This window comes from Halorubrum sp. SD683, from assembly GCF_002135045.1.
GTDB lineage: Archaea > Halobacteriota > Halobacteria > Halobacteriales > Haloferacaceae > Halorubrum > Halorubrum ezzemoulense.
Genome location: NZ_NEWJ01000020.1, coordinates 1 through 18,300, shown reverse-complemented (window position 1 = coordinate 18,300; position 18,300 = coordinate 1). Strand labels below are relative to the sequence as shown.

The 18,300-nt window shown below is 71.4% G+C and carries 22 protein-coding genes; 10 read left to right on the top strand and 12 right to left on the bottom strand.

Going from position 1 to position 18,300, the window contains the following annotated elements; all coding sequences use genetic code 11:
- Positions 1-67 precede the first annotated feature (67 nt).
- A complete protein-coding gene (locus B9G49_RS07435) occupies positions 68-448 on the top strand; it encodes a response regulator transcription factor (protein WP_086215935.1) in 381 nt (126 codons plus the stop codon).
- Between the two features lie 176 nt (positions 449-624).
- On the top strand, positions 625-1,770 hold the full coding sequence (locus B9G49_RS07430) for a hypothetical protein (RefSeq protein ID WP_086215958.1): 1,146 nt from the start codon (positions 625-627) through the stop codon (positions 1,768-1,770).
- A gap of 78 nt (positions 1,771-1,848) precedes the next feature.
- Here the strand turns inward: B9G49_RS07430 and glmU are convergent, their stop codons facing one another.
- Together glmU and glmM are read right to left on the bottom strand one after the other, a co-directional pair.
- Positions 1,849-3,057 carry a bifunctional sugar-1-phosphate nucleotidylyltransferase/acetyltransferase gene (gene glmU, locus B9G49_RS07425; protein WP_049929704.1) on the bottom strand — a complete coding sequence of 403 codons (1,209 nt, stop codon included), beginning with the start codon at positions 3,055-3,057 and terminating at the stop codon, positions 1,849-1,851.
- A gap of 53 nt (positions 3,058-3,110) precedes the next feature.
- Positions 3,111-4,451, bottom strand: coding sequence for a phosphoglucosamine mutase (glmM, locus tag B9G49_RS07420; protein ID WP_086215934.1), 1,341 nt, complete (start codon positions 4,449-4,451; stop codon positions 3,111-3,113).
- Between the two features lie 98 nt (positions 4,452-4,549).
- Here glmM and B9G49_RS07415 point away from each other — a divergent pair, with 98 nt between their 5' ends.
- Entirely contained in the window at positions 4,550-5,914 is a 1,365-nt protein-coding gene (locus B9G49_RS07415; protein WP_086215933.1) for a hypothetical protein, read from the top strand.
- A 58-nt stretch (positions 5,915-5,972) separates the two neighbouring features.
- On the opposite strand, the gene B9G49_RS07410 is transcribed toward B9G49_RS07415, so the two are convergent.
- From B9G49_RS07410 to B9G49_RS07400, 3 genes are read right to left on the bottom strand one after another with little or no spacing between them, the layout of a single operon-like run.
- The gene (locus B9G49_RS07410) at positions 5,973-6,245 is read right to left on the bottom strand and encodes a hypothetical protein (protein WP_049929701.1); all 273 of its coding nucleotides are present in this window, start codon (positions 6,243-6,245) and stop codon (positions 5,973-5,975) included.
- Positions 6,242-6,625: a hypothetical protein gene (locus B9G49_RS07405; RefSeq protein WP_233125176.1), complete on the bottom strand. Its 384-nt coding sequence runs from the start codon at positions 6,623-6,625 to the stop codon at positions 6,242-6,244. The genes B9G49_RS07410 and B9G49_RS07405 overlap by 4 nt, the downstream gene beginning before the upstream one ends.
- The gene (locus B9G49_RS07400) at positions 6,622-6,978 is read right to left on the bottom strand and encodes a winged helix-turn-helix domain-containing protein (RefSeq protein ID WP_049929700.1); all 357 of its coding nucleotides are present in this window, start codon (positions 6,976-6,978) and stop codon (positions 6,622-6,624) included. Before B9G49_RS07400 ends, B9G49_RS07405 begins: the two co-directional genes overlap by 4 nt.
- Positions 6,979-7,139: 161 nt before the next feature.
- On the opposite strand from B9G49_RS07400, the gene B9G49_RS07395 reads away from it, so the two are divergent.
- From B9G49_RS07395 to B9G49_RS07380, 4 genes are all read left to right on the top strand, one after another.
- Entirely contained in the window at positions 7,140-7,898 is a 759-nt protein-coding gene (locus tag B9G49_RS07395) for a sensor domain-containing protein (protein ID WP_086215932.1), read from the top strand.
- 112 nt (positions 7,899-8,010) lie between these two features.
- Positions 8,011-8,694, top strand: a complete 684-nt coding sequence (locus B9G49_RS07390; protein WP_233125175.1) for a sensor domain-containing protein — start codon at positions 8,011-8,013, stop codon at positions 8,692-8,694.
- Positions 8,687-9,583, top strand: coding sequence for a DUF4097 family beta strand repeat-containing protein (locus B9G49_RS07385; RefSeq protein WP_086215931.1), 897 nt, complete (start codon positions 8,687-8,689; stop codon positions 9,581-9,583). The genes B9G49_RS07390 and B9G49_RS07385 overlap by 8 nt, the downstream gene beginning before the upstream one ends.
- Before the next feature lie 89 nt (positions 9,584-9,672).
- Positions 9,673-10,584, top strand: a complete 912-nt coding sequence (locus tag B9G49_RS07380) for an NAD-dependent epimerase/dehydratase family protein (RefSeq protein ID WP_086215930.1) — start codon at positions 9,673-9,675, stop codon at positions 10,582-10,584.
- A gap of 60 nt (positions 10,585-10,644) precedes the next feature.
- Here B9G49_RS07380 and B9G49_RS07375 read toward each other — a convergent pair whose 3' ends face one another.
- From B9G49_RS07375 to B9G49_RS07365, 3 genes are all read right to left on the bottom strand, one after another.
- Positions 10,645-11,649 carry an arsenic resistance protein gene (locus B9G49_RS07375; RefSeq protein ID WP_086215929.1) on the bottom strand — a complete coding sequence of 335 codons (1,005 nt, stop codon included), beginning with the start codon at positions 11,647-11,649 and terminating at the stop codon, positions 10,645-10,647.
- A gap of 170 nt (positions 11,650-11,819) precedes the next feature.
- Positions 11,820-12,029 carry a hypothetical protein gene (locus B9G49_RS07370; RefSeq protein ID WP_049911035.1) on the bottom strand — a complete coding sequence of 70 codons (210 nt, stop codon included), beginning with the start codon at positions 12,027-12,029 and terminating at the stop codon, positions 11,820-11,822.
- Entirely contained in the window at positions 12,022-12,285 is a 264-nt protein-coding gene (locus tag B9G49_RS07365) for a hypothetical protein (protein WP_049929695.1), read from the bottom strand. The genes B9G49_RS07370 and B9G49_RS07365 overlap by 8 nt, the downstream gene beginning before the upstream one ends.
- Positions 12,286-12,417: 132 nt before the next feature.
- Here B9G49_RS07365 and B9G49_RS07360 point away from each other — a divergent pair, with 132 nt between their 5' ends.
- Positions 12,418-13,671 (top strand): trans-acting enoyl reductase family protein, encoded by a 1,254-nt coding sequence (locus B9G49_RS07360; RefSeq protein WP_086215928.1) that lies wholly within the window; start codon positions 12,418-12,420, stop codon positions 13,669-13,671.
- 36 nt (positions 13,672-13,707) lie between these two features.
- Here B9G49_RS07360 and B9G49_RS07355 read toward each other — a convergent pair whose 3' ends face one another.
- Both B9G49_RS07355 and B9G49_RS16520 read right to left on the bottom strand, forming a co-directional pair.
- Positions 13,708-14,679 carry a phosphoadenosine phosphosulfate reductase family protein gene (locus B9G49_RS07355; RefSeq protein WP_086215956.1) on the bottom strand — a complete coding sequence of 324 codons (972 nt, stop codon included), beginning with the start codon at positions 14,677-14,679 and terminating at the stop codon, positions 13,708-13,710.
- Positions 14,676-14,816 carry a hypothetical protein gene (locus B9G49_RS16520; protein ID WP_158093604.1) on the bottom strand — a complete coding sequence of 47 codons (141 nt, stop codon included), beginning with the start codon at positions 14,814-14,816 and terminating at the stop codon, positions 14,676-14,678. Before B9G49_RS16520 ends, B9G49_RS07355 begins: the two co-directional genes overlap by 4 nt.
- Between B9G49_RS16520 and B9G49_RS07350 the strand changes: the two genes are divergently transcribed.
- Both B9G49_RS07350 and B9G49_RS07345 read left to right on the top strand, forming a co-directional pair.
- A complete protein-coding gene (locus B9G49_RS07350; RefSeq protein ID WP_049929693.1) occupies positions 14,815-16,158 on the top strand; it encodes an alkaline phosphatase family protein in 1,344 nt (447 codons plus the stop codon). The genes B9G49_RS16520 and B9G49_RS07350 overlap by 2 nt on opposite strands.
- A gap of 160 nt (positions 16,159-16,318) precedes the next feature.
- Positions 16,319-16,582 (top strand): hypothetical protein, encoded by a 264-nt coding sequence (locus B9G49_RS07345; protein ID WP_086215927.1) that lies wholly within the window; start codon positions 16,319-16,321, stop codon positions 16,580-16,582.
- Between the two features lie 27 nt (positions 16,583-16,609).
- Here the strand turns inward: B9G49_RS07345 and B9G49_RS07340 are convergent, their stop codons facing one another.
- Together B9G49_RS07340 and B9G49_RS07335 are read right to left on the bottom strand one after the other, a co-directional pair.
- The gene (locus tag B9G49_RS07340) at positions 16,610-17,923 is read right to left on the bottom strand and encodes a hypothetical protein (RefSeq protein WP_086215926.1); all 1,314 of its coding nucleotides are present in this window, start codon (positions 17,921-17,923) and stop codon (positions 16,610-16,612) included.
- The coding region (locus tag B9G49_RS07335; protein WP_158093603.1) for a M48 family metalloprotease at positions 17,920-18,300 on the bottom strand (381 nt) is incomplete at its 5' end. The genes B9G49_RS07340 and B9G49_RS07335, both read right to left, overlap by 4 nt.

The window sequence follows — 18,300 nt, the reverse complement described above, 5'->3', positions numbered from 1 at the left end:
TTAAATCGTTCGCGGGACCGAGCGTCGGTGCCGAAAAGTAAACTGGCCAACCGAACGTATTCCTAACGTGGCTAAATCGGCCGTCATCGCGGACGACGACGAGACGATCCGGTCGATCCTCCAGTACAAACTGTCGAACGCGGGGTACGACCTAACGGTGTGTCTCGACGGCGAGGAGTGCCGGCAGGCGTTAGACGAGGCCGACGCCGCCCCCGACGTGGTCGTCCTCGACGTGATGATGCCGCGGATGAAGGGTACTCAGCTGCTACGGACGATCCGGCGCGGCGAGCTCGCGGTCGACCCCGAGGTCCCCGTCGTGATGCTCACCTCGCGCGGCCAAGAGGCCGACGTGTTGAAGGGGCTCGACTCCGGCGCCGACGGGTATCTCACGAAGCCGTTCAGCCCGAACGAACTGCTGGCCCGGATAGACCGACTGGTCGAGGCGTAACCGTGCCGCTCGCGGCCCCGACTACGGCGACGTCCGTGTACGGTCCGCTCGTGGGTCCTCAGTCGGGGACGCTCTCGCTCGCCGTCGTCGTGCTCGGCTCGCTGCTGTTCGCGGCCGCGGTCCTCACGCTCGGGTACTCGCTTCTCGCGGCCCGGCGACGCCGGCGTCGCGTCCCGATGCGCGCCGCGCTGCGGTCGGAGCTCCTCGACCGGCTCTACGGCCGCGACGACCCGGCGTGGGACGAGTGGGTCGCCGGCCTCTCGGCGGCGGAGCGGGACGAACTGGAGTCGCTGCTCGACGTGTACCTCCGCGAGCTCGACGGTCGCGACGCCGACGCGCTGGCCGGACTCGGGCGAGCACTGGGCGTCCACGAGCGGGCCCGCCGCGAGATCGCGAACGGCGGCTACTGGGACCGCACCCACGCGCTCGTCTGGCTCGCCCTGCTCCGCGACGCGCCCGAGCGCGACCCCGTCCGGCTCGGCGACGGCGCGGACGCGAGCCGCGAACTGACTGGGCTCCGCGTCACGAGCGACGCGGCGTACCTCTCGGTCAGGATCGAAGCGGACGCCCTCGGCGGCGGGGTCGACTGGGACGCGACCAACTACCTCCTCGCGATCGGGCTCACCGACCGGGGCGAGCGAGCGCTCCCGCACGGTCTCGGCGCGGCGGCACCGGCCGACTTCGTCGTCCGCCTCGGCGGTCCCGATGCCTCTCGAGTGACCGTCCGTCCCCGCTACGACGCCTTCGCGTACGAGTACGGCGCAGAGGCCGGGCTCGACCTCGACCGCTACCGGGAGCCGGACCCCGGCGTCTTCTCGCCGCTGCGGCTGGTGATCAATCGCGGCTACACGGTTCCGAAGACCGGCGAGCGCGTTCCGTTCGAGTCGGTGGAGACCGGACGGCTCCGCTACGGTAACGGGAACCCGGACTCCGACCGGTACGACTCGCTCGCTGACGTCCACGTCTCGCCGTCGAACGACGCGATCGAGGTCAGGCTCCCCTGGCAGCTGCTCAACGTCGCCGACCCGAGTCGCCGCCGTCGGCTGGGCGACTTCTGGAGCGAGGGACTCGACGACTACGAGACGTTCGAGGCGATCGACGTCGCCGCGGCCTCCTACGTCCCGGTCGACGCAGACGGGACCGCGGCCGAACTCGACGCCGAGACGAACCTGACGCACGCGGTTCCGGGCGTCCCTGACGGGAGCCTGCGCCCCCTCCGGTTCGAGCCGCCGACGTGGGACCGACCGGCGTACACGGAACGGCTCAAGGAGTCCGGTCGGATCGTGGGCGACGTGTTCGCGCGCTACGCGAACGGAGAATAACGCGAGCGGTCGCCGCGCAGGCGTCCCGAGCGGCCGACCCCGGTTCACGCGTCGACGAGCGCCGTGACTCCGAGCCCCCTATTCGGAGAGCCGGTCCCGCGTCAGCGACTCACCCGGCCCGGTGGTCTCGCCGGCCCCCAGTTTGACGCCGGCGTTCAGGGCGGTGTTGATGCCGGTCTTCGCACCGCCGCCGACGATCGCGCCCAGCTTGCGGCGCCCGGTGTCGACGCGCTCGCCTTTCACCGTCAGCCGCACGTTCTCGCCGTCGTGGCGGAGGTTGGCGACGTTCGTTCCCGCGCCGAAGTTGACGCCGCGGCCCAGCACGGAGTCGCCGACGTACGAGAGGTGGCCGACCGACGCGCCGGCCATTAGCACCGAGTTCTTCACCTCGACGGCGTGGCCGACGTGGGCGTCCGGTCCAACAACGGTGGCCCCGCGGAGGTAGGCGTTCGGCCCCACGTCCGCGCCCTCGCGGATCAGCGCCGGCCCCTCGACGTACGCGCCCGAGCGGACGCGCGCGCCGTCTTCGACGACGACCGGGCCGCGGAGCTCGACGCCGTCCTCGACGGTACCGCCGATCGCCGTTCCGTCGTCGAGTGCCGCCAGCGCCAGCTCGTTCGCTTCCAACAGCTCCCACGGGCGCCCCACGTCGAGCCACGTCCCGTCGTAGGTCGCGACCGCGATCCGCCGACCGTCACCGAGCAATCGGTCGATCGTCGTCGTGATCTCGTACTCGCCGCGCTCGCTCTCCGGGGTGTCCTCGATGTACTCGAACACCTCCGGTTCGAACGCGTAACAGCCGACGTTCGCGAGGGTCGTCGGCGGGTCGTCGGGCTTCTCGACGATCCCGGCGAGCGCTCCGTCGTCGCCGACCGAGAGCACGCCATACGCCCGTGGGTCCTCGACCTCGGTGGCGGCGATAGCGGGGGCGCCGGCCTCGGCGAGCGCGTCCGGGAGCGACGCGTCGACGACCACGTCGCCGTTGAGCACGAGGAAGTCGTCGTCGACGACCGGTTCGGCCTGCGCGACGGCGTGGGCCGTCCCCAGCGCCTCGGCCTGCTCGACGTAGTGGACCGGGCGGCCGCGGTACGACTCGCCAACGGCATCGCGGATCGCGTCGCCGCGGTACCCCGTCACGACGACGAACTCGTCGACCACGTCGCGGGCCGTGTCGAACACCCGTTCGAGCAGCGAGCGGTCCCCGACCGGCAGCAGCGGTTTCGGGCGGCGGTCCGTCAGCGGTCGCATCCGAGTCCCGCGGCCGGCCGCGAGCACGACTCCGTACATGTGCGGAGCCGACGGCGGGCCGAGGTTTATTGACTGCGGTCGGATCCGGGGCGTCAGTCGAGGCTCGCGTCCGCTCGATCGATGAGCCCGCGCGCCGTCTCGAACAGCGCGTCTGCGTCGGCCTCGTCGCGCGCCTCGGCCGTGATCCGCACCAGCGGCTCGGTCCCGCTCGCGCGCACGAGGAACCAGCCCGCGCCCGTCTCGACACGGACGCCGTCGAGGGTCGACACGTCGTCGTACTCGGCGGCCGCGGCCTCGCCGACGCGCTCGACGGTCTCGGACTTCCGGTCCGTGCGCACGGAGTCGCGGCGGATCGGGTACTCGGGGAGGCCGTCGACGAGCGCCGCCAGCGATCCCTCCGCGCCGACGAGCGCGGTCAGGATACAGGCCGCGAGCGGGCCGTCGGGACACAGCGTCCGGTCCGGCCAGATCCACGCGCCGCTCGGCTCGCCGCCGAAGGCGACGCCGGGCTTCGCCGCCTCCGCGGCCACGTACGCGTCGCCGACGGGCGTGTACGTGACCGCGGCGTCGACTTCGCTCAGCGCGTCCGCGACGAGGAGGCTCGTGTCGACCGGGACCGCGACGCGGTCGCCCGCGCCGGCCTCGCGGCGGGCGAACAGCGCGAGTAGCGCGTCGCCGGCGACGAACCGCCCGCGCTCGTCGACCGCCATCAGGCGATCGGCGTCGCCGTCGTGGACCAGCCCGAGGTCGGCGTCGGTCGCGGCGACCACCTCGCAGACGGTCTCGCAGTTCGCCGCGGTCGGCTCGCTCGGTCGCCCCGGGAACCGACCGTCGCGCTGCCCGTTGAGCGTCTCGACGTCGCAGCCCGCGGCGTGGAGCGCGTCGGCGGTGACGCGCCCGACGCCGTTGCCGAGGTCGACGACGACAGAGAGGTCGTCCGGCAGCGGAACGGTCTCGCGCAGCGCGCGCTCGTGGCGTCGTCGCGCGTCGCCGCCCGCGACCGCGTCGCGCGCCTCGACCGTGCCGATCCCGTCGTGGCTTGCGAGGTCGAACGCCTCCGTCCCGACGATCTCGGCGATCCGATCGTTCCGGTCCTCGCCGAAGGCGCGCCCGGACGCCGTCCAGAGCTTGATACCGTTGTCGGGCGCGGGGTTGTGCGAGGCCGTGACGACGGCGCCGGCGTCCGCGCCCTCCCGGGCGACCGCCCGCGCAACCGTCGGGGTCGCCTCGACGCCGACGTCGATCACGTCGCTCCCGCACTCGGTGAGTCCCGCGGCGAGCGCCCGCGTGAGCATCGCGCCGCTGTCCCGGGCGTCGCGCCCGATCACGACCGTCTCCGCGCCGTCCGTCGCGAGCGCGCGCCCCACGTCGAGCGCGAGGGCCGCCGTGACCTCGTCGCCGACCGGGCCGCGAACGCCGCTGGTGCCGAACATACCGAGGCGATCGCCGGCCACCGCAAAGACGGTTCGGGACGGCGGCCAGAACGGAATCGCTCCAAGGCTTTTAGCGATCGAACCCCGCAGCCTCGCGCATGGTCCCCGGCCCCTCCTCGGTTAGCAGACGGACGGTTTTGGCGACGCTCGGCGGCGGCGCCGCGGTACTCGCCGGCGGCACCGCGGTCGTCGGCGTGACGGAACCGACCGCGCTGTCGGACTCGATCACGGACGCGGCGACGACGCATTACCCGACCCCGCCGGAGGTCGACGCCCTCTGGCGGCCGCCGGTGACCGAGGCGCACGCCCGCGAGGCCGTCGAGACGCTCGCGGAAACGGTCGCGGAGAGCCGGCGCCGGTGGGCCGAGATGGACTCCGTCGGGGACGACGCCGCGCCGATCACGACGGATGCGGGCGGCTGGCTCGAGGACGCCCGCGAGGCGCTCGACGAGGCCGACCACGACACGGCCCTGTTCCGAGCGCGGTACGGCCTCCAGTTCGCGGGCGAGGCGCTGGGGTACGCCCGCGCCGAGCAGGACGCGGTCGACCGGGCGACGCTCCGCGACCGCGCCGCCGTACTGACGGACCGCGCGCGGGCGGTCGCAGACGACCTGAAGCCCTACCCGACGACGGATCCCGCGCGCGACCTCGGGTGGTACGTCCGCATCGAGGGCGAGGTGCAGTCGGCGAGCGCGCTGGCGGCCCGCGCGCTCCCGGACGATTCCGACTCAGGGCAAAACGCCGATTCCGGGGGCGAAAGCGACGCCTCCGCCGACGCGGTCGACCCGGAAGTCGCAGGTGAGGTGACGGCCGCGCTGCTCCGAGGCGAGGTCGACGCCATGACCGCGGAGCGGTACCGCGACACCCTCTTCGACCGCCTCGGGAGCGACACGGGCCCGCACGTGGAGGCGCTGTGCGCGGCCGCCGAGCGCTTCCGCGCCGACCTCCGCGAGTACTCGTCCCGGGACGATGTGCGGGACCGGTACGTCAGGGAGGTCGACGAGTACGGGCCGTGGGAGTTCGCGCACTCGCGGCTGGCGCGGTGGTGTCTCGGATCGACCGCGCCCGTTCCGTGGCGGACGCCGATCGACACGGACCTGCTCGCGTTGCGGACCGTCGCGCTCTCGATCGGGGTAGCGCGCCGTCGTGCCCACGGGACGGCAGTCGACCGGCTCGTCGTCGAGCCGGACGACACCGCGTTCGACTCGGGCCACACCCTCGCCGCGAAGCGCCGGGCGCAGGCGACCTACGAGTCGGTCGTCGGCTCCGCCCCTGAACCCCTGCTCGTCACGCAGATCGGCCGCGCGGTCGAGGACCTCCAGGTCGCGGAGGTCGGGTTCAGCGGCGGCCGCGACCGGCCGATGTGGCGCGAACGGTTGGAGGCGTACCTCTACGCGCTGGTCGGGCGCGCCAAGTTAGAGGCCTTCCCGCCGCTACGGGACACGATTCTCGACCCCGACTGATCGGCCGCGGCGTTCCCGCCGTCGAGGGGGCGACGGGCCGCCGGCACGCCCGACCGCGTCAGTCGGTCACCGACCGCGCCAGCGCGCCGAGTCCAATTAGGTGCGCCACGGTGACGCCGAACACGGTTGCCGCGTCGGAGAGCCCCAACAGCGGCGTCAGGCCGTACGCGACGACGTACGGGAGGACCGCGATACAGGCGACGCCGACGGCCAGAAGCAGCATCGTCCGGCTCTCGTTCCGGCGCCAGCCGTCGTAGGCGAGGTACGACACGTACGCCCCGAGGCAGGCGGTGGCGACCCCGCCCGCGGTCGCGACGACGGAGAGCGTCACCGGTAGACCACCCCGAGGATCAGCAGGAGCCCGCAGAGCTTGCTCGCGGTCACGACCACGGTCCGCTCGGTGGCGGTCACCCACGCGACGTTGCCGGACGCCAGCCGGAGGAACATCGGGAGGGGCGCCAACAGCAGTAGCCCGAGCGTCAGGAACAGCAGCGGCCGGCGGCGCGTTCGCAGGTATCCACGCGCGAAGCGGTAGGTGACGAACACCGCGAGCAGCACCGAGAGGAAGAACGCGGCGATCGTGATCGCGGCGAGCCCACCGCCGCCGCCGACCACGTCGACCTGAATCGGGAGACTCTGTCGCCCGATTACCAAGACGCTCTGCTCCGTAACCGCCGCAAGCGCCGTCGCCACGGGCCACGTTCCGATCATCCCGAAAGCTCCTCGTAGAGCCGCGTCAGTCGGTCGGCGGCCGTCTCCTCGACGTAGTCGACGCTCACTTCGAACCCGCTCGCGGTCAGGTCGACGGAGACGCGGTTGAGCCGAGCGGCGTACACCTGCTGGGGACCGCGGTCCGGGTCGACCTCCTGTACCGTCTCGACGAGGTCCTGCTCGCGGAGGCGTTCGAGCCGGCGGTAGACGGTCGCCTCGGAGGCGTCGCAGGCCTCGCTGAGCGCGCTCGCCGACCGCGTCTCCTCGTAGGTCTCGATGAGGATCTGCCGGGCGTACTCGTCGTCGAGCAGCGAGTACACTTCCCGCGGATCGACCGACGCCTCCGTGCCCATTCGGTCGAACCTCGTAATCGGGAAACTTAGTCTTCCCGCCGAGGACTGAGTTCGGTCGCGCCGCAGTTCGGCGCGCAGCGTCGGTCCGCGTCACAAGAACCGTCGGATCGCTGACGAGACCGAGATTTCTTACGGCTGCTGGCCGACGCTCCACTCAGCCGATGGCCCTCTCGGACGCGCTCTCGGATCCCCCCGCGAACAGACGGGTCGCCGAAGCGGTGCTCTCAGCGCCGTTCCGGATTCGGACCTACGCCGCTGCGGCGTACCTGGCGCTGTCGTTTCCCCTCGGGATCGCGTACTTCGTCTGTACCGTGGTCGGGCTGTCGCTCGGTGTCAGCCTCTCCGTACTCCTCGTCGGCGTACCGATCCTCGCGGCGACGCTGGGCGGCGTGGTGCTGGTGTCGATCGGCGAACGCGTGCTCGCTCGTCGGCTCCTCGGCGCCGACATCGCCGACCCGTCGTGGAAGGTGACGGAGGCGTCGGGCATCGCCGACCGGGCCGTCGCCGCGGCGACCGACCTCGCCGTGTGGGGCGCCCTCCTGTTCGTCCTGTCGAAGCTGATCATCGGCGTCGCCGGCTTCACGCTCCTCACGGTCGTGCTCAGCGTCGGCGCGTCGCTGCTGGCGGCGCCGCTGTACTACGACGCGCCCGGCGCGTCCGTCGGGCTCATCCTCCCGGAGCCGATCCGTCGGGAGCTGTCGGTCGTCGTCCCGTGGGAGCAGTTCGAGGTCGGCGTCTCGTTCATCGTCCGACTCACGTCGTGGGAGGTGTCGACGTTGCCGGGCGCGCTTCTCATGTCTCTGTTCGGCGTGCTGGCGGCCCTCGTCGGGCTGAACGTCGTGAGCGCCGCCGGCTGGCTCTGCGCGCGGTGGGCAGAGTTCGCGCTCGGCGCTGGCACCTCGCCGGTGAGCGACGACTGACCCGGCGTTCGCCCGCTGCGAAAAACATCGTACTTATATTTTTGGTGGCGTTGCCCGCTGAGCAGCGTTCGATTCTTTATATGTGAGCTCGGTCGCAAGCGGTAGGTACAGCATGAGCGATCACCGCTGGTCCCCACGCTCACCGGTCGCGGCGCTCGCGCGCTTCGTCGGTGTGCCGTTCGACGCGCAGACGTATCGCAACCTAGCGTACCTCCTGTTAGCGTTCCCGCTGGGCATCGCCTACTTCACCGTCGTCACGACGGGCCTCTCGACGGGACTCGGGCTCCTCGTCACGTTCGCCGGCGTCCCGATCGTCCTCGCGACGCTGGTCGTGACGCTCGGTATCAGCTCGTTCGAGCGCCGGCTCGCCGACCACCTCCTCGACGTCGAGGTCGACGGCGACGACGGAGGGATCGAACTCGCCTTCGGGTCGGTCGAGGAGGCGATCGGCACGACGAAGCGGGTCCTCACCGCGCCGGCGGCGTGGACCGGGCTGCTGCTCGTCGGGCTCAAGTTCGTTTACGGCGTCGTCGCGTTCACCGCGCTCGTCACCGCGTTCGCGGTGTCTGCGACGCTGCTCGCCGCGCCGGCGCTCTACGACGCGCCCGGCGTCACCTACACGTTCGGCCCGTACGTGGTCGACACGCTGGGCGAGGCGGTCGCCGGGGGCGGCCTCGGCGTCCTCCTCGTCCTCGTGTCGCTCCACGTGACCAACGGCGTCGCCCGGTTCGGCGGCTTCCTCACCGACGCGCTGCTCGGCGGCGCGGCGCGGTCCGCGGAGGCGGCCGATGCGTGACCGTTCGGCAGCCGACGGGTCGTCGACGCGGCGGCGACTGCTCGGCGCGGTCGGTGTTGGACTGGGAACGACCCTCGCCGGCTGTAGCGGCGTCGTCGACGTCGACCGCCGGACGGAGACGGAGCGGCGCAGCGTCGACCCCTCGACGGTCTCGACGCTCGCCGTGACGGAGGCCACCGGCGATATCGACTTCCGCGCGGAGTCCCGCGACGACATCGCGGTCGTCGCCCGGAAGCACGCCCTCGGCCGCGTCTCGTTCGACGAACTCGGCGCGACCGTGCGGACCGTCGGCGACCGCCTCGAAGTGACGACGGACGAGCCGCGGGTCGTCGGGTTCGGCGGCGGCCGCGTCGACCTCGAGATCCGCGCGCCGCCGAGCGTCGCGGTCGACGAGGTCCGCACCGCCGACGGCGACGTGCGGGCGGAGTCGGTCCCCGACGGCGCGACGCTGGCGACGACGGACGGCGACGTGTCGGTCACCGACGCCCGCGGCGACGTGCGCGCCGAGTCCCGCGACGGCGACGTTCTCGTCGACGGGACCGACGGAACGCTCTCGGCGACGACCGTGGACGGCGAGATACGCGCGCGGGATCCCGCCCGCGTCGACGCCCTGCGGACGCGGGACGGCGACGTCGTCGCGGACGTGCCCGCCGCGGCGTCTGACGCGGTCGTCGCGTCGACCGACGGCGACCTCCTGCTCCGGCTCGGCGACGATCTGAGCGCGACCCTGACCGCGAGAACCGACGACGGGGAGTTCGTCGTCACGGACGGCGGCGGCGCGGTCAGCGTCCGCGAGCGGACGGAGTCTCGGCTCCGAGCGGCCGTCAACGGCGGCGACGCCGCGGTGACAGCCCGGACCCGCGACGGCGACATCACGATCCGGGCGTGAGCCGTCGGCGTCGCCGTTGTCGACAGCGGCGACCTGCGCTCCCGCGCGAAACCGAAGCGCTGAATTGTCGCCTCCGAGGACACTCGATCATGCAAGGCAAACGCGTCCTCGTCACGGGCGGCGCCGGGTTCATCGGCTCGAACCTCGCGAACCGCCTCGCGGTCGATAACGACGTGATCGCCGTCGACGACCTCTACCTCGGCGCCGCCGAGAACCCCGACGACGCCGTCGAGTTCGTCGAGGCCTCCGTGGTCGACGACGACTACCCAGTCGACGTCGACGTCGTCTTCCACCTCGCCGCGCTCTCCTCGCGGAACATGCACGAGAACGACCCCCAGCGCGGCTGCCGCGTCAACGTCGAGGGGTTCGTCAACGCTGTCGAGCGTGCCCGCGAAGCGGGCTGTGAGACGGTCGTCTACGCCTCCACCTCCTCGATCTATGGGAGCCGCACCGAGCCCTCGCCCGTCGACATGGACGTGGAGGCGCACACCGCCTACGAGGCCTCGAAGCTCGCCCGCGAACGCTACGCCGAGTACTTCGCCAACCACCACGACATGAACGTGGCCGGCCTGCGCTTCTTCTCGGTGTACCAGGGCTTCGGCGGCAACGAGGAGCACAAGGGCGAGTACGCGAACACGGTCGCGCAGTTCGCGGACGCGATCGCCTCCGGCGAGGCGCCCGAGCTGTTCGGCGACGGGAGCCAGACCCGAGACTTCACGCACGTCTCGGACGTGGCCCGCGCCTGCGAGCTCGCCGCCGACCACGAGCTGACGGGCGTGTACAACGTCGGCACCCAGGAGGCGTACACGTTCAACGAGATGGTCGCGATGATCAACGACGCGCTCGGGACGGACGTCGACCCCGAGTACATCGAGTGCCCGTTCGACGGCTACGTCCACGACACGATGGCCGACTACTCGACGTTCCACGAGGCCACCGGCTGGGAGCCCGAGATCGGCTTCGAGGAGGGCGTCGAGAGGGTCTGCGAACCGTACCAGTAGCGCGACGACGGCCCGGTAGGGAGGGCCGCGGCCTCCGGCGACGACCGGCCGCTCGACGGCTCAGATGATCGAGGCGACCGCGTCGAAGAGCGACGCGTCGCCGTCGGCGACGTCGCGGCGGTAGTGCATATACACCGCGCCCAGCGGCGGTTGGACGACGTAGGCCAACGTGATCGGCAGCACGGCGGTCTCGGGGACCGCCGGCGCGGCGACGACGACCGCCACCGCGATCGAGAGGTTGCGCATGCTCGTTGCGTACACGAGCGCGACGCCGCTGGCGGCGTCCCGGACCGCGCGTCCGAGCCCCGACCCGACGGCGAGCAGGAGCGCGTAGAACGCCACGATGGGGACGATCGTGGCCCCCGATGCGACGGGGTCGGCGAGAATGCTCTCGGATCGCATCGCCATGGCGATGAACACGATCAGCATGACGCCGAAGGAGCTGAGCCCGCCGAGCGTCGGCTTCAGTCGCCTGAACCCGTCCGCGCCCAGCCGACCGAGCAGCACCCGCCGCGTGAGCGTGCCGGCGATCATCGGGAGGACGACCACGCGGGCGAGCTGCCCGTACAGCGCGGCGGCGTCGAAGCCGACGCTCGCCGGGATCAGCGCGGCGAGGTACGTCGGCAGGACCGCGACGGCGACCAGCAGGTTCACCGCCATCGCCACGAGCGCGGACTCCAAGTCGCCGTTGGCGAGCCCGGTCCAAGCGGCGGTCATTCCGGAGGTCGGGATGAGCGCGATGAAGTAGAGCCCGAACGCGTAGCCGACGCTCCCGTCGAAGAACAGCCGCGCGAGCCCGACCGCGAGTAGCGGGGCGACCCCGAAGTTGACGAGGAGACTGAGCGCGACGACCCGCGCGTGGCTGCGGACGTTCACCACCTCCCTGAGGTCGATGTTGATCATCATCGGGTAGATCATCAGGAACAGCACGGGGACCACCGCGGACTGGAGGAGTCGCTTGAACGACGCCCCGGTGAACTGCCCGACGATCAGCCCCGCCGCCAGCGACCCGACCACGACGTAGATCAGGTTCGACTTGATCCCTGTGAGGAACCGCCGTATCATCGTGTATATTATTGTGGTTGCTACACAATAATATTTCGGGCAGAACGCGGGTGATCCGACAATTTCCGGCGCGGGCCGACGCGCACGGCGATGCGGGTCGACGCGTGCGGCGACGCGAGCGCGCGGGGGCTGCTCCTGTCGAGACGGGCGCGTCGCGGGTCGCGGCCGGGCTAGTGCCCCTCGACCGCGCTGCCAGCGGCGATCAGGAATCCGGTGATCGCGGTGATCAGCGCCACCGTCCCGATCGCGATAGCGCCGATCCGGAACGTGTCGCCGGAGAGGCGCTCGGCGATGAGAAACAGGAAGACGGTCGTGACGAAGCCGATGAGCACGAGCGTTCGCCCGAAACGGCCCGTGTCGATGCCGGGCTCGCTAGACACGATTTAATATCTCCTTGAGCACGCCCTGATACTCGTCCTCGGTGGCGGCGTTGCCGAGCGAGTGGATCGACTGGCAGATCCACAAGCCGGCGGTGAAGTTGATGAACGCCGCCATCGAGACGACGCCGAGCTGTCCGTCGACGAACAACCCCGTGACGACCGCGCCGACGAACCCCACCGCCATGAGCGCGTGGGTGACGAGCGATCGGGTGCCGAAGTCGGCGAGCTGTAGTGATAACCGAGTGCCAACGGCCATGCGATCCGTTGCGGCTGCCAGTGTAAAGAGGTAGCGCGTCACAGCGTCCTGCCGCGTCGGGTTCGGCGGCGTCCCGGTTCCGGCGACGCGTACCCCCGCTGGTTTAGGCGGCCGGCCCGTACGCGCTCACGGATGACGAACGCGGATCGGAAACACGACGTGGTGGTGTGGGGCGCGACCGGCGTCGCCGGGCGCTTCGCGGCCGAGTACCTGACCGAGCGATACGACCCCGAAGCCCTCTCGCTCGCCGTCGGCGGGCGGAGTCGAGAGCGGCTCGACGCGCTCGTCGACGACCTCACGCGGCGGAGCGACGCGTGGGACGACGTGCCCGTCGTCGTCGGCGACGCGACCGACCCGGAGAGCCTGCGCGCCATCGCCCGCGACACCGAGGTCGTCTGTACGACGGTCGGCCCGTACACGGCGTACGGAACGCCGCTGGTCGAGGCCTGCGTCGAGGCCGGGACGGACTACTGCGACCTCACGGGCGAGGTGAACTGGGTGCGCGAGACGGTCGACCGGTTCCACGAGGCCGCCGTCGAGAACGAGGCGCGGATCGTCCACAGCTGCGGGTTCGACTCCGTGCCGGCGGACATCGGGACGCTGCTCGTCCAGTCGTTCGCGGCGGAGACCCACGGCGCGCCCTGCGAGTCAGTCCGGATCTACCTCGACGGCGGGAGCGGGAGCGTCAGCGGCGGCACGCTCGCGAGCTTCGGCGAGCTGTTCGAGGCGGCCGCGACCGACCCGCTCGCCCGCGAGGCGCTCCGGAACCCGTACTCGCTGGCCCCCCGCGGCGAGCGGAGCGGCGTCGACCCCGGCGAGCAGCGCTGGCCGCGGCGCGATCCGCTCCGGGGCGAGTGGACCGCCCCGTCGCCGATGGCGCCGGTGAACGAGCGCGTGGTCCGGCGGAGCAACGCCCTGCTCGGCTACCCGTGGGGCCGCGAGTTCAAGTGCGGAGAGGTCGTGCCGACCGGGTCGGGACCGGTCGGCGCGGCGACCGCGAGCGCCGCCGCCGGCGGACTCGGGCTGTTCTCCGCGGCCATGTCGGTCGGGCCGGTGCGCGACGCGCTGCGGCGCTACGTCTTCCCCGACCCCGGCGAGGGGCCGACGCGGGAGGAGGCGGAAGCGGGGAGCTTCCTGATCCGGGTGTTGGGCCGCGGGACGGGCGCTGACGGGCCGTTCACCGTCGAGGCCGAGTTCGGGGCCGACCGAGACCCCGGCTACGGCGCGACGGCGCGGATGCTCGGCGAGTCGGCCGTCTGTCTGGCGCGCGACGACGTCGACTCCCCGTTCGACGGTGGCGTGTTGACGCCGGCGTCGGGGATCGGGCTCCCGCTCGCGGAGCGACTCCGCGACGTGGGGTTCACCGCAGCGGTCGGCGAGTCGTAAAAGAAGCGTGTCGGGCGGACCGCTCCCGCCCGTCGATTACATGTAGCCGAGGTCGCGCAGGCGCTCCATCAGGTCCTCCTTGTCCTGGGCGCGGCCGGCGCGCTCGGTCGTGCCTTCGAGGTTCTGTAGCCAGGCGGGCTCCTCGGTCGTCTTCTCGGTCGAGACCTCGCTGCCGAGCGAGCGGAACCCGGCGAAGTACTTCGGCGAGATCGGGATGTCCTCCTGCGTGACACCCTCCGGCAGGTCGTCGTCGGCCTGCGGGATGTACCCCTCGTCGGGGAACGCCTCGACGGTGTCGGGGACGACGAAGTTCCAGAAGGCGTCCCACACGTCGGCCTCGGCGAACTGGAGGATAGGCTGGATGCGGTCGTGCGGCGGGAACAGGTCGGGGTCGTGGCGCGGCGAGAAGAACGTCTCGTCGGCGCGGGCCTCCTGCTCGTCCCAGCGGACGCCGGAGATGACGCCGTCGATGTGGTACTCCTCGAGGGCGTCGTTGAGCGCGACCGTCTTCAGCAGGTGGTTGCCGACGTAGGTGTCGAGCAGGAACGGGAACGTGTCCTCCTCGAACTCGAGGATCTCCCGGATGTGGTGCTGGTTGTGCTCCGAGAGCGCGTCGACGGGGATGTCGTCGCCGGGTTCGAGGCCGTGTTCCTCGACGTACGCGCCCACGTCGTCGTTGCGGGCGTACACGAGGTCGATCTCCCACTCGTCCGCCCAGTGCTCGACGAAGTCGGTGATCGAGTCGAAGTGCTGGAAGTGGTCGATGAACACGGCAGTCGGCTTCTCGTAGCCGTACTCCTCGGCCACCTGATTGATGAAGTACAGCGTCAGCGTGGAGTCTTTCCCGCCCGTCCACATCACGGCGGGGTTGTCGTACTGTTCGAGCCCGCGGCGCGTGACCTCGACCGCCTTCTCGATTTTGTGCTGGATCGACGGGTAGTCGTCGGGGGTCTCCCCCTCGCCGTCGGCGTAATCGACGTCGACGCTCGCCGGGAAGTCGTCGCTCATACGCCCGAGATGTCGCCGCGAAAGGAAATAGGCCTTCTGAATCGCGACCGGGGGCCGCCGGTCCGTTGCCGGGCCGTCGTCGCCGCGCCCTCGCGGAACACAAGGGATATGCCGACCGCCCCGGAATCGTCGGTCATGGGTCTGTTCGACCGGCTCCGCGGCGAGGACGACGACCGCGTCGTCTTCCTCGGCATCGACGGCGTACCGCTCGACCTCGTCGAGGACCACCCGGAAGTCTTCGAGAACCTGACCGACATCGCCGAGACCGGCTCCGGCGGGCGGTTGGAGAGCATCGTGCCGCCGGAGTCGAGCGCCTGCTGGCCGAGCCTCACGACCGGCGTGAACCCCGGCGAAACGGGCGTATACGGCTTCCAAGACCGCGAGGTCGACTCCTACGAGACGTACGTCCCGCTCGGGCGCCACGTACAGGCGACCCGGCTGTGGGACCGCGTCACCGACGCCGGGCGCGACGCGACCGTCCTCAACGTCCCGGTCACCTTCCCGCCCTCGACGCGGATCCAGCGGATGGCCTCCGGCTTCCTCTCGCCCGACCTCGAGTCGGCTACGAGCGACGAGTCGCTCCGCGAGACGCTCGACGGCTTCGACTACAAGATCGACGTCAACGCCAAGCTCGGCCACGACGACGACAAGACGGAGTTCATCGAAGACGCGCACGCGACCCTCGACGCCCGGTACGAGGCGTTCGACCACTACCTCGCCGAGGACGACTGGGACCTCTTCTTCGGCGTGTTCATGAGCACCGACCGCGTGAACCACTTCCTCTTCGGCGACTACGCGACGGACGGCGAGTACGCCGAGGAGTTCCTCGAGTTCTACCGCACGCTCGACGAGTACATCGGTGCGATCCGCGACTCGCTCGACGACGACACCACCCTGGTCGTCGCCTCCGACCACGGCTTCACCCGGCTGGAGTGGGAGGTGAACTGTAACCAGTTCCTCGCCGACGAGGGGTGGCTCTCATACGAGGACGACGACCACGATTCGCTGACCGATATCGACGACGAGGCGCGCGCGTACTCGCTCATTCCCGGGCGCTTCTACCTCAACGTGGAGGGCCGCGAGCCGAACGGCGTCGTGCCCGAGGACGAGTACGAGGCGACGCGCGAGGAGCTCATCGACGACCTCGAATCGCTCACCGGCCCCGACGGCCGACAGGTGTGTAAGCGGATCGTGAAAGGCGAGGACGCCTTCGACGGCGCCCACGACGACATCGCCCCCGACCTGGTCGTCATCCCCGCGGACGGGTTCGACCTCAAGTCGGGCTTCTCCGGCAAGGAGGCGGTGTTCACCGAGGGACCGCGCAACGGGATGCACAAGTTCGAGAACTCGCTGCTGTACGCGACCGATCCAGACCTCGACCTGGCCGACGCGAACCTCTTCGACGTGACGCCGACGGTGCTCGACCTGCTCGACGTCGACGCCGACGCCGAGTTCGACGGCGAGAGCCTGCTGTCGTAGCGACCTCGCCGACGCCGCCGTCCCGCGGCGGGCGTATCCGACACGGTCACCCTCCGGGCGGACGGCGTATCGCGTGTGATGACCGACGGCGTTCGCTTCGTCGCGCTCGGCGCCGTTCGACGAACACAGCCGCGAGGGGGTCGTCCGCGAGTTCGACGAGATGCTCGGCGTGGAGCCGCTCGACCCGACGGCGGTCGGTACCTTCGAGCGCGTCTTCGAGCGCGGCGGGGAGCCTGCCCACGAGGTGTGGCGCGTCTACGAGGGTCGAATCGCTGAGGAATGGCCGTATTGCGGCGATTCGTTCGCGCTCGTTGAACCGGAGCGAGGGACCGAACACGTCTCGCGGTGGGTTCCGATCGACCGACTACGGCAGCCCAACGCGACGTTCAACGTGCCGGATGTGCTCGACGCGCTCACCGCGTAGCCGGACGACGCCCCGAACTCACAGTCCTCACAGCGGCGACCAGCGCTCGCCCGGGGCCGCGCGGAACGCGTACGCGTTCTCGCGCTCGACGGCGACCAGTCGGCCGCCGATGGCGAACAGGGCCCGCGGTTCGATCTCGTCGGGAAACGGCGCCTCCCACCGCATGGACCCGCCGGAACCGAGCGCGACCATGCGCCCCCGGGTGGGATCGTTGAATCCGCCCGAGTTCTCCGCGACGTACGCTCCCGTCGCGTCGACCGCGAGGTGGTCGGACGGGAGGTCCGACCGCTCGAACGCGATCTCGCCGGCGGCGATGTCGACTGCGGTCAGTGTCCTCCCGCGCGCGCAGTAGAGGCGCCCCTCGGTCGCCGCGACCCCCGACGGGCGCCGCTCCGGGGCGGAGACGTCGAGCGCGAACCGCCGGTCGAGGCCACCGTCGTACCCGACCAACGACTCACCCGGAGCGGCCGCGACCGCAGTCCCGTCGAGGGCGACGAGCCACTCGGTCGCGGCGTCGACCGTGCGCTCGCCGCGCCGATCGCCGCGCCGGTTGAAGCCGACGATCGCCGGTCTCGTCCCGCCTGCCGCGGACGAGGCAGCTCCGGGCGCGAACGCCCACGCGGTCTCGGCGTCGACCGCGACGCGCTGCGCCGCGTCCCCCGGTCCCCCGGCACCGTCCGCGCCGGCCCACAGGTCCGGAACCGCGAACAGGGGATCGCCGGTCTCGGCGTCGACCGCCGCGATCCCCCGCGTCCCCACCGCGACGGCGAGCACGTCGCTCGCGCGGACGGCTCGGAGGGACGGCCCGGTCTCGTCTCTCCCGTCGGTCGACTTTTCGTCGCCGCCGGACTCGCTCGCGAGGCGGGACCCGATATCGACCTGCCACCGGACTGGGTCGGCCGACGACCCGCTCGCGACCGACCCGGCGTCAGGCAGGTCGATCGCCGTCAGCCGCGCGCCCTCAAGCGGGAGGAAGACGGCGTCGTCGGCGACGGCGGGCGCGCCCGCGACCTGTCGGGCCGTCTCGTCGACCGTCTCGACGGTCCCGTCGGAGGTAAGGACGGAGACGGCCGCGTTCGAGACCTCGCGCCAGACCTCGTCCTCGAAGTCGTACGTGCGCCCGGACTGGTTCGTGACCGTGACCAGTCGGTCACCCGCCGGGAGGTGGAACCGCTTGTCGGCGAACGCGAGGCCGCCGGTTCGGATCGACTCCTCCCACGCGAGGTCGCCGCCGCCGGGAACGTAGCCGCAGCCGGCGGTCGCCGCCGCGAGCGCGGTCCCCACCCCCGCGAGCAGGCGGCGGCGGGTCGGCGTTGGCGAGGGAACCCCGTCGCCCGTCACGCCGGTTCACCCGCCAGTTCGCGGAGCCGCGCGACCCGCTCTCGGGTCGGGGGGTGCGTCTCGGGGAACACGTCCGTGCTCACCAGCTCCCTGTCACCGAACGCGCGGGCCTCCAAGGGTGCGAGGTACAGCGCCTCCGCGCCGCCGTCCAGCTCGCGGAGGTCCTCGTCGGGCATCTCGGGCATCGCCTCGTCGACGGTCCGGAGCGCGCTCGCCAGCGCGGCGGGGGAGCCGGTGATCTCCGCCGCCCCGCGGTCGGCCGCGTACTCGCGGTACCGCGAGAGCACGCGGTGGATCAGCACGCTCCCGAACCAGAACATCGCGGAGACGCTGAGTGTCGCGACGGCCGCGGGCTGCTGGTCGGTCTCGTCGTGATC

Coding starts and splice junctions, on each gene's coding strand:
- B9G49_RS07395 (WP_086215932.1), top strand. CDS start 7,140: ATGGCCCTCTCGGACGCGCTCTCGGATCCCCCCGCGAACAGACGGGTC.
- glmU (WP_049929704.1), bottom strand. CDS start 3,057: ATGTACGGAGTCGTGCTCGCGGCCGGCCGCGGGACTCGGATGCGACCG.
- B9G49_RS07400 (WP_049929700.1), bottom strand. CDS start 6,978: ATGGGCACGGAGGCGTCGGTCGATCCGCGGGAAGTGTACTCGCTGCTC.
- B9G49_RS07345 (WP_086215927.1), top strand. CDS start 16,319: ATGCTCGGCGTGGAGCCGCTCGACCCGACGGCGGTCGGTACCTTCGAG.
- B9G49_RS07430 (WP_086215958.1), top strand. CDS start 625: ATGCGCGCCGCGCTGCGGTCGGAGCTCCTCGACCGGCTCTACGGCCGC.
- B9G49_RS07405 (WP_233125176.1), bottom strand. CDS start 6,625: ATGATCGGAACGTGGCCCGTGGCGACGGCGCTTGCGGCGGTTACGGAG.
- B9G49_RS07375 (WP_086215929.1), bottom strand. CDS start 11,649: ATGATACGGCGGTTCCTCACAGGGATCAAGTCGAACCTGATCTACGTC.
- B9G49_RS07350 (WP_049929693.1), top strand. CDS start 14,815: ATGGGTCTGTTCGACCGGCTCCGCGGCGAGGACGACGACCGCGTCGTC.
- B9G49_RS16520 (WP_158093604.1), bottom strand. CDS start 14,816: ATGACCGACGATTCCGGGGCGGTCGGCATATCCCTTGTGTTCCGCGAG.
- B9G49_RS07380 (WP_086215930.1), top strand. CDS start 9,673: ATGCAAGGCAAACGCGTCCTCGTCACGGGCGGCGCCGGGTTCATCGGC.
- B9G49_RS07365 (WP_049929695.1), bottom strand. CDS start 12,285: ATGGCCGTTGGCACTCGGTTATCACTACAGCTCGCCGACTTCGGCACC.
- B9G49_RS07355 (WP_086215956.1), bottom strand. CDS start 14,679: ATGAGCGACGACTTCCCGGCGAGCGTCGACGTCGATTACGCCGACGGC.
- glmM (WP_086215934.1), bottom strand. CDS start 4,451: ATGTTCGGCACCAGCGGCGTTCGCGGCCCGGTCGGCGACGAGGTCACG.
- B9G49_RS07385 (WP_086215931.1), top strand. CDS start 8,687: ATGCGTGACCGTTCGGCAGCCGACGGGTCGTCGACGCGGCGGCGACTG.
- B9G49_RS07415 (WP_086215933.1), top strand. CDS start 4,550: ATGGTCCCCGGCCCCTCCTCGGTTAGCAGACGGACGGTTTTGGCGACG.
- B9G49_RS07390 (WP_233125175.1), top strand. CDS start 8,011: ATGAGCGATCACCGCTGGTCCCCACGCTCACCGGTCGCGGCGCTCGCG.
- B9G49_RS07360 (WP_086215928.1), top strand. CDS start 12,418: ATGACGAACGCGGATCGGAAACACGACGTGGTGGTGTGGGGCGCGACC.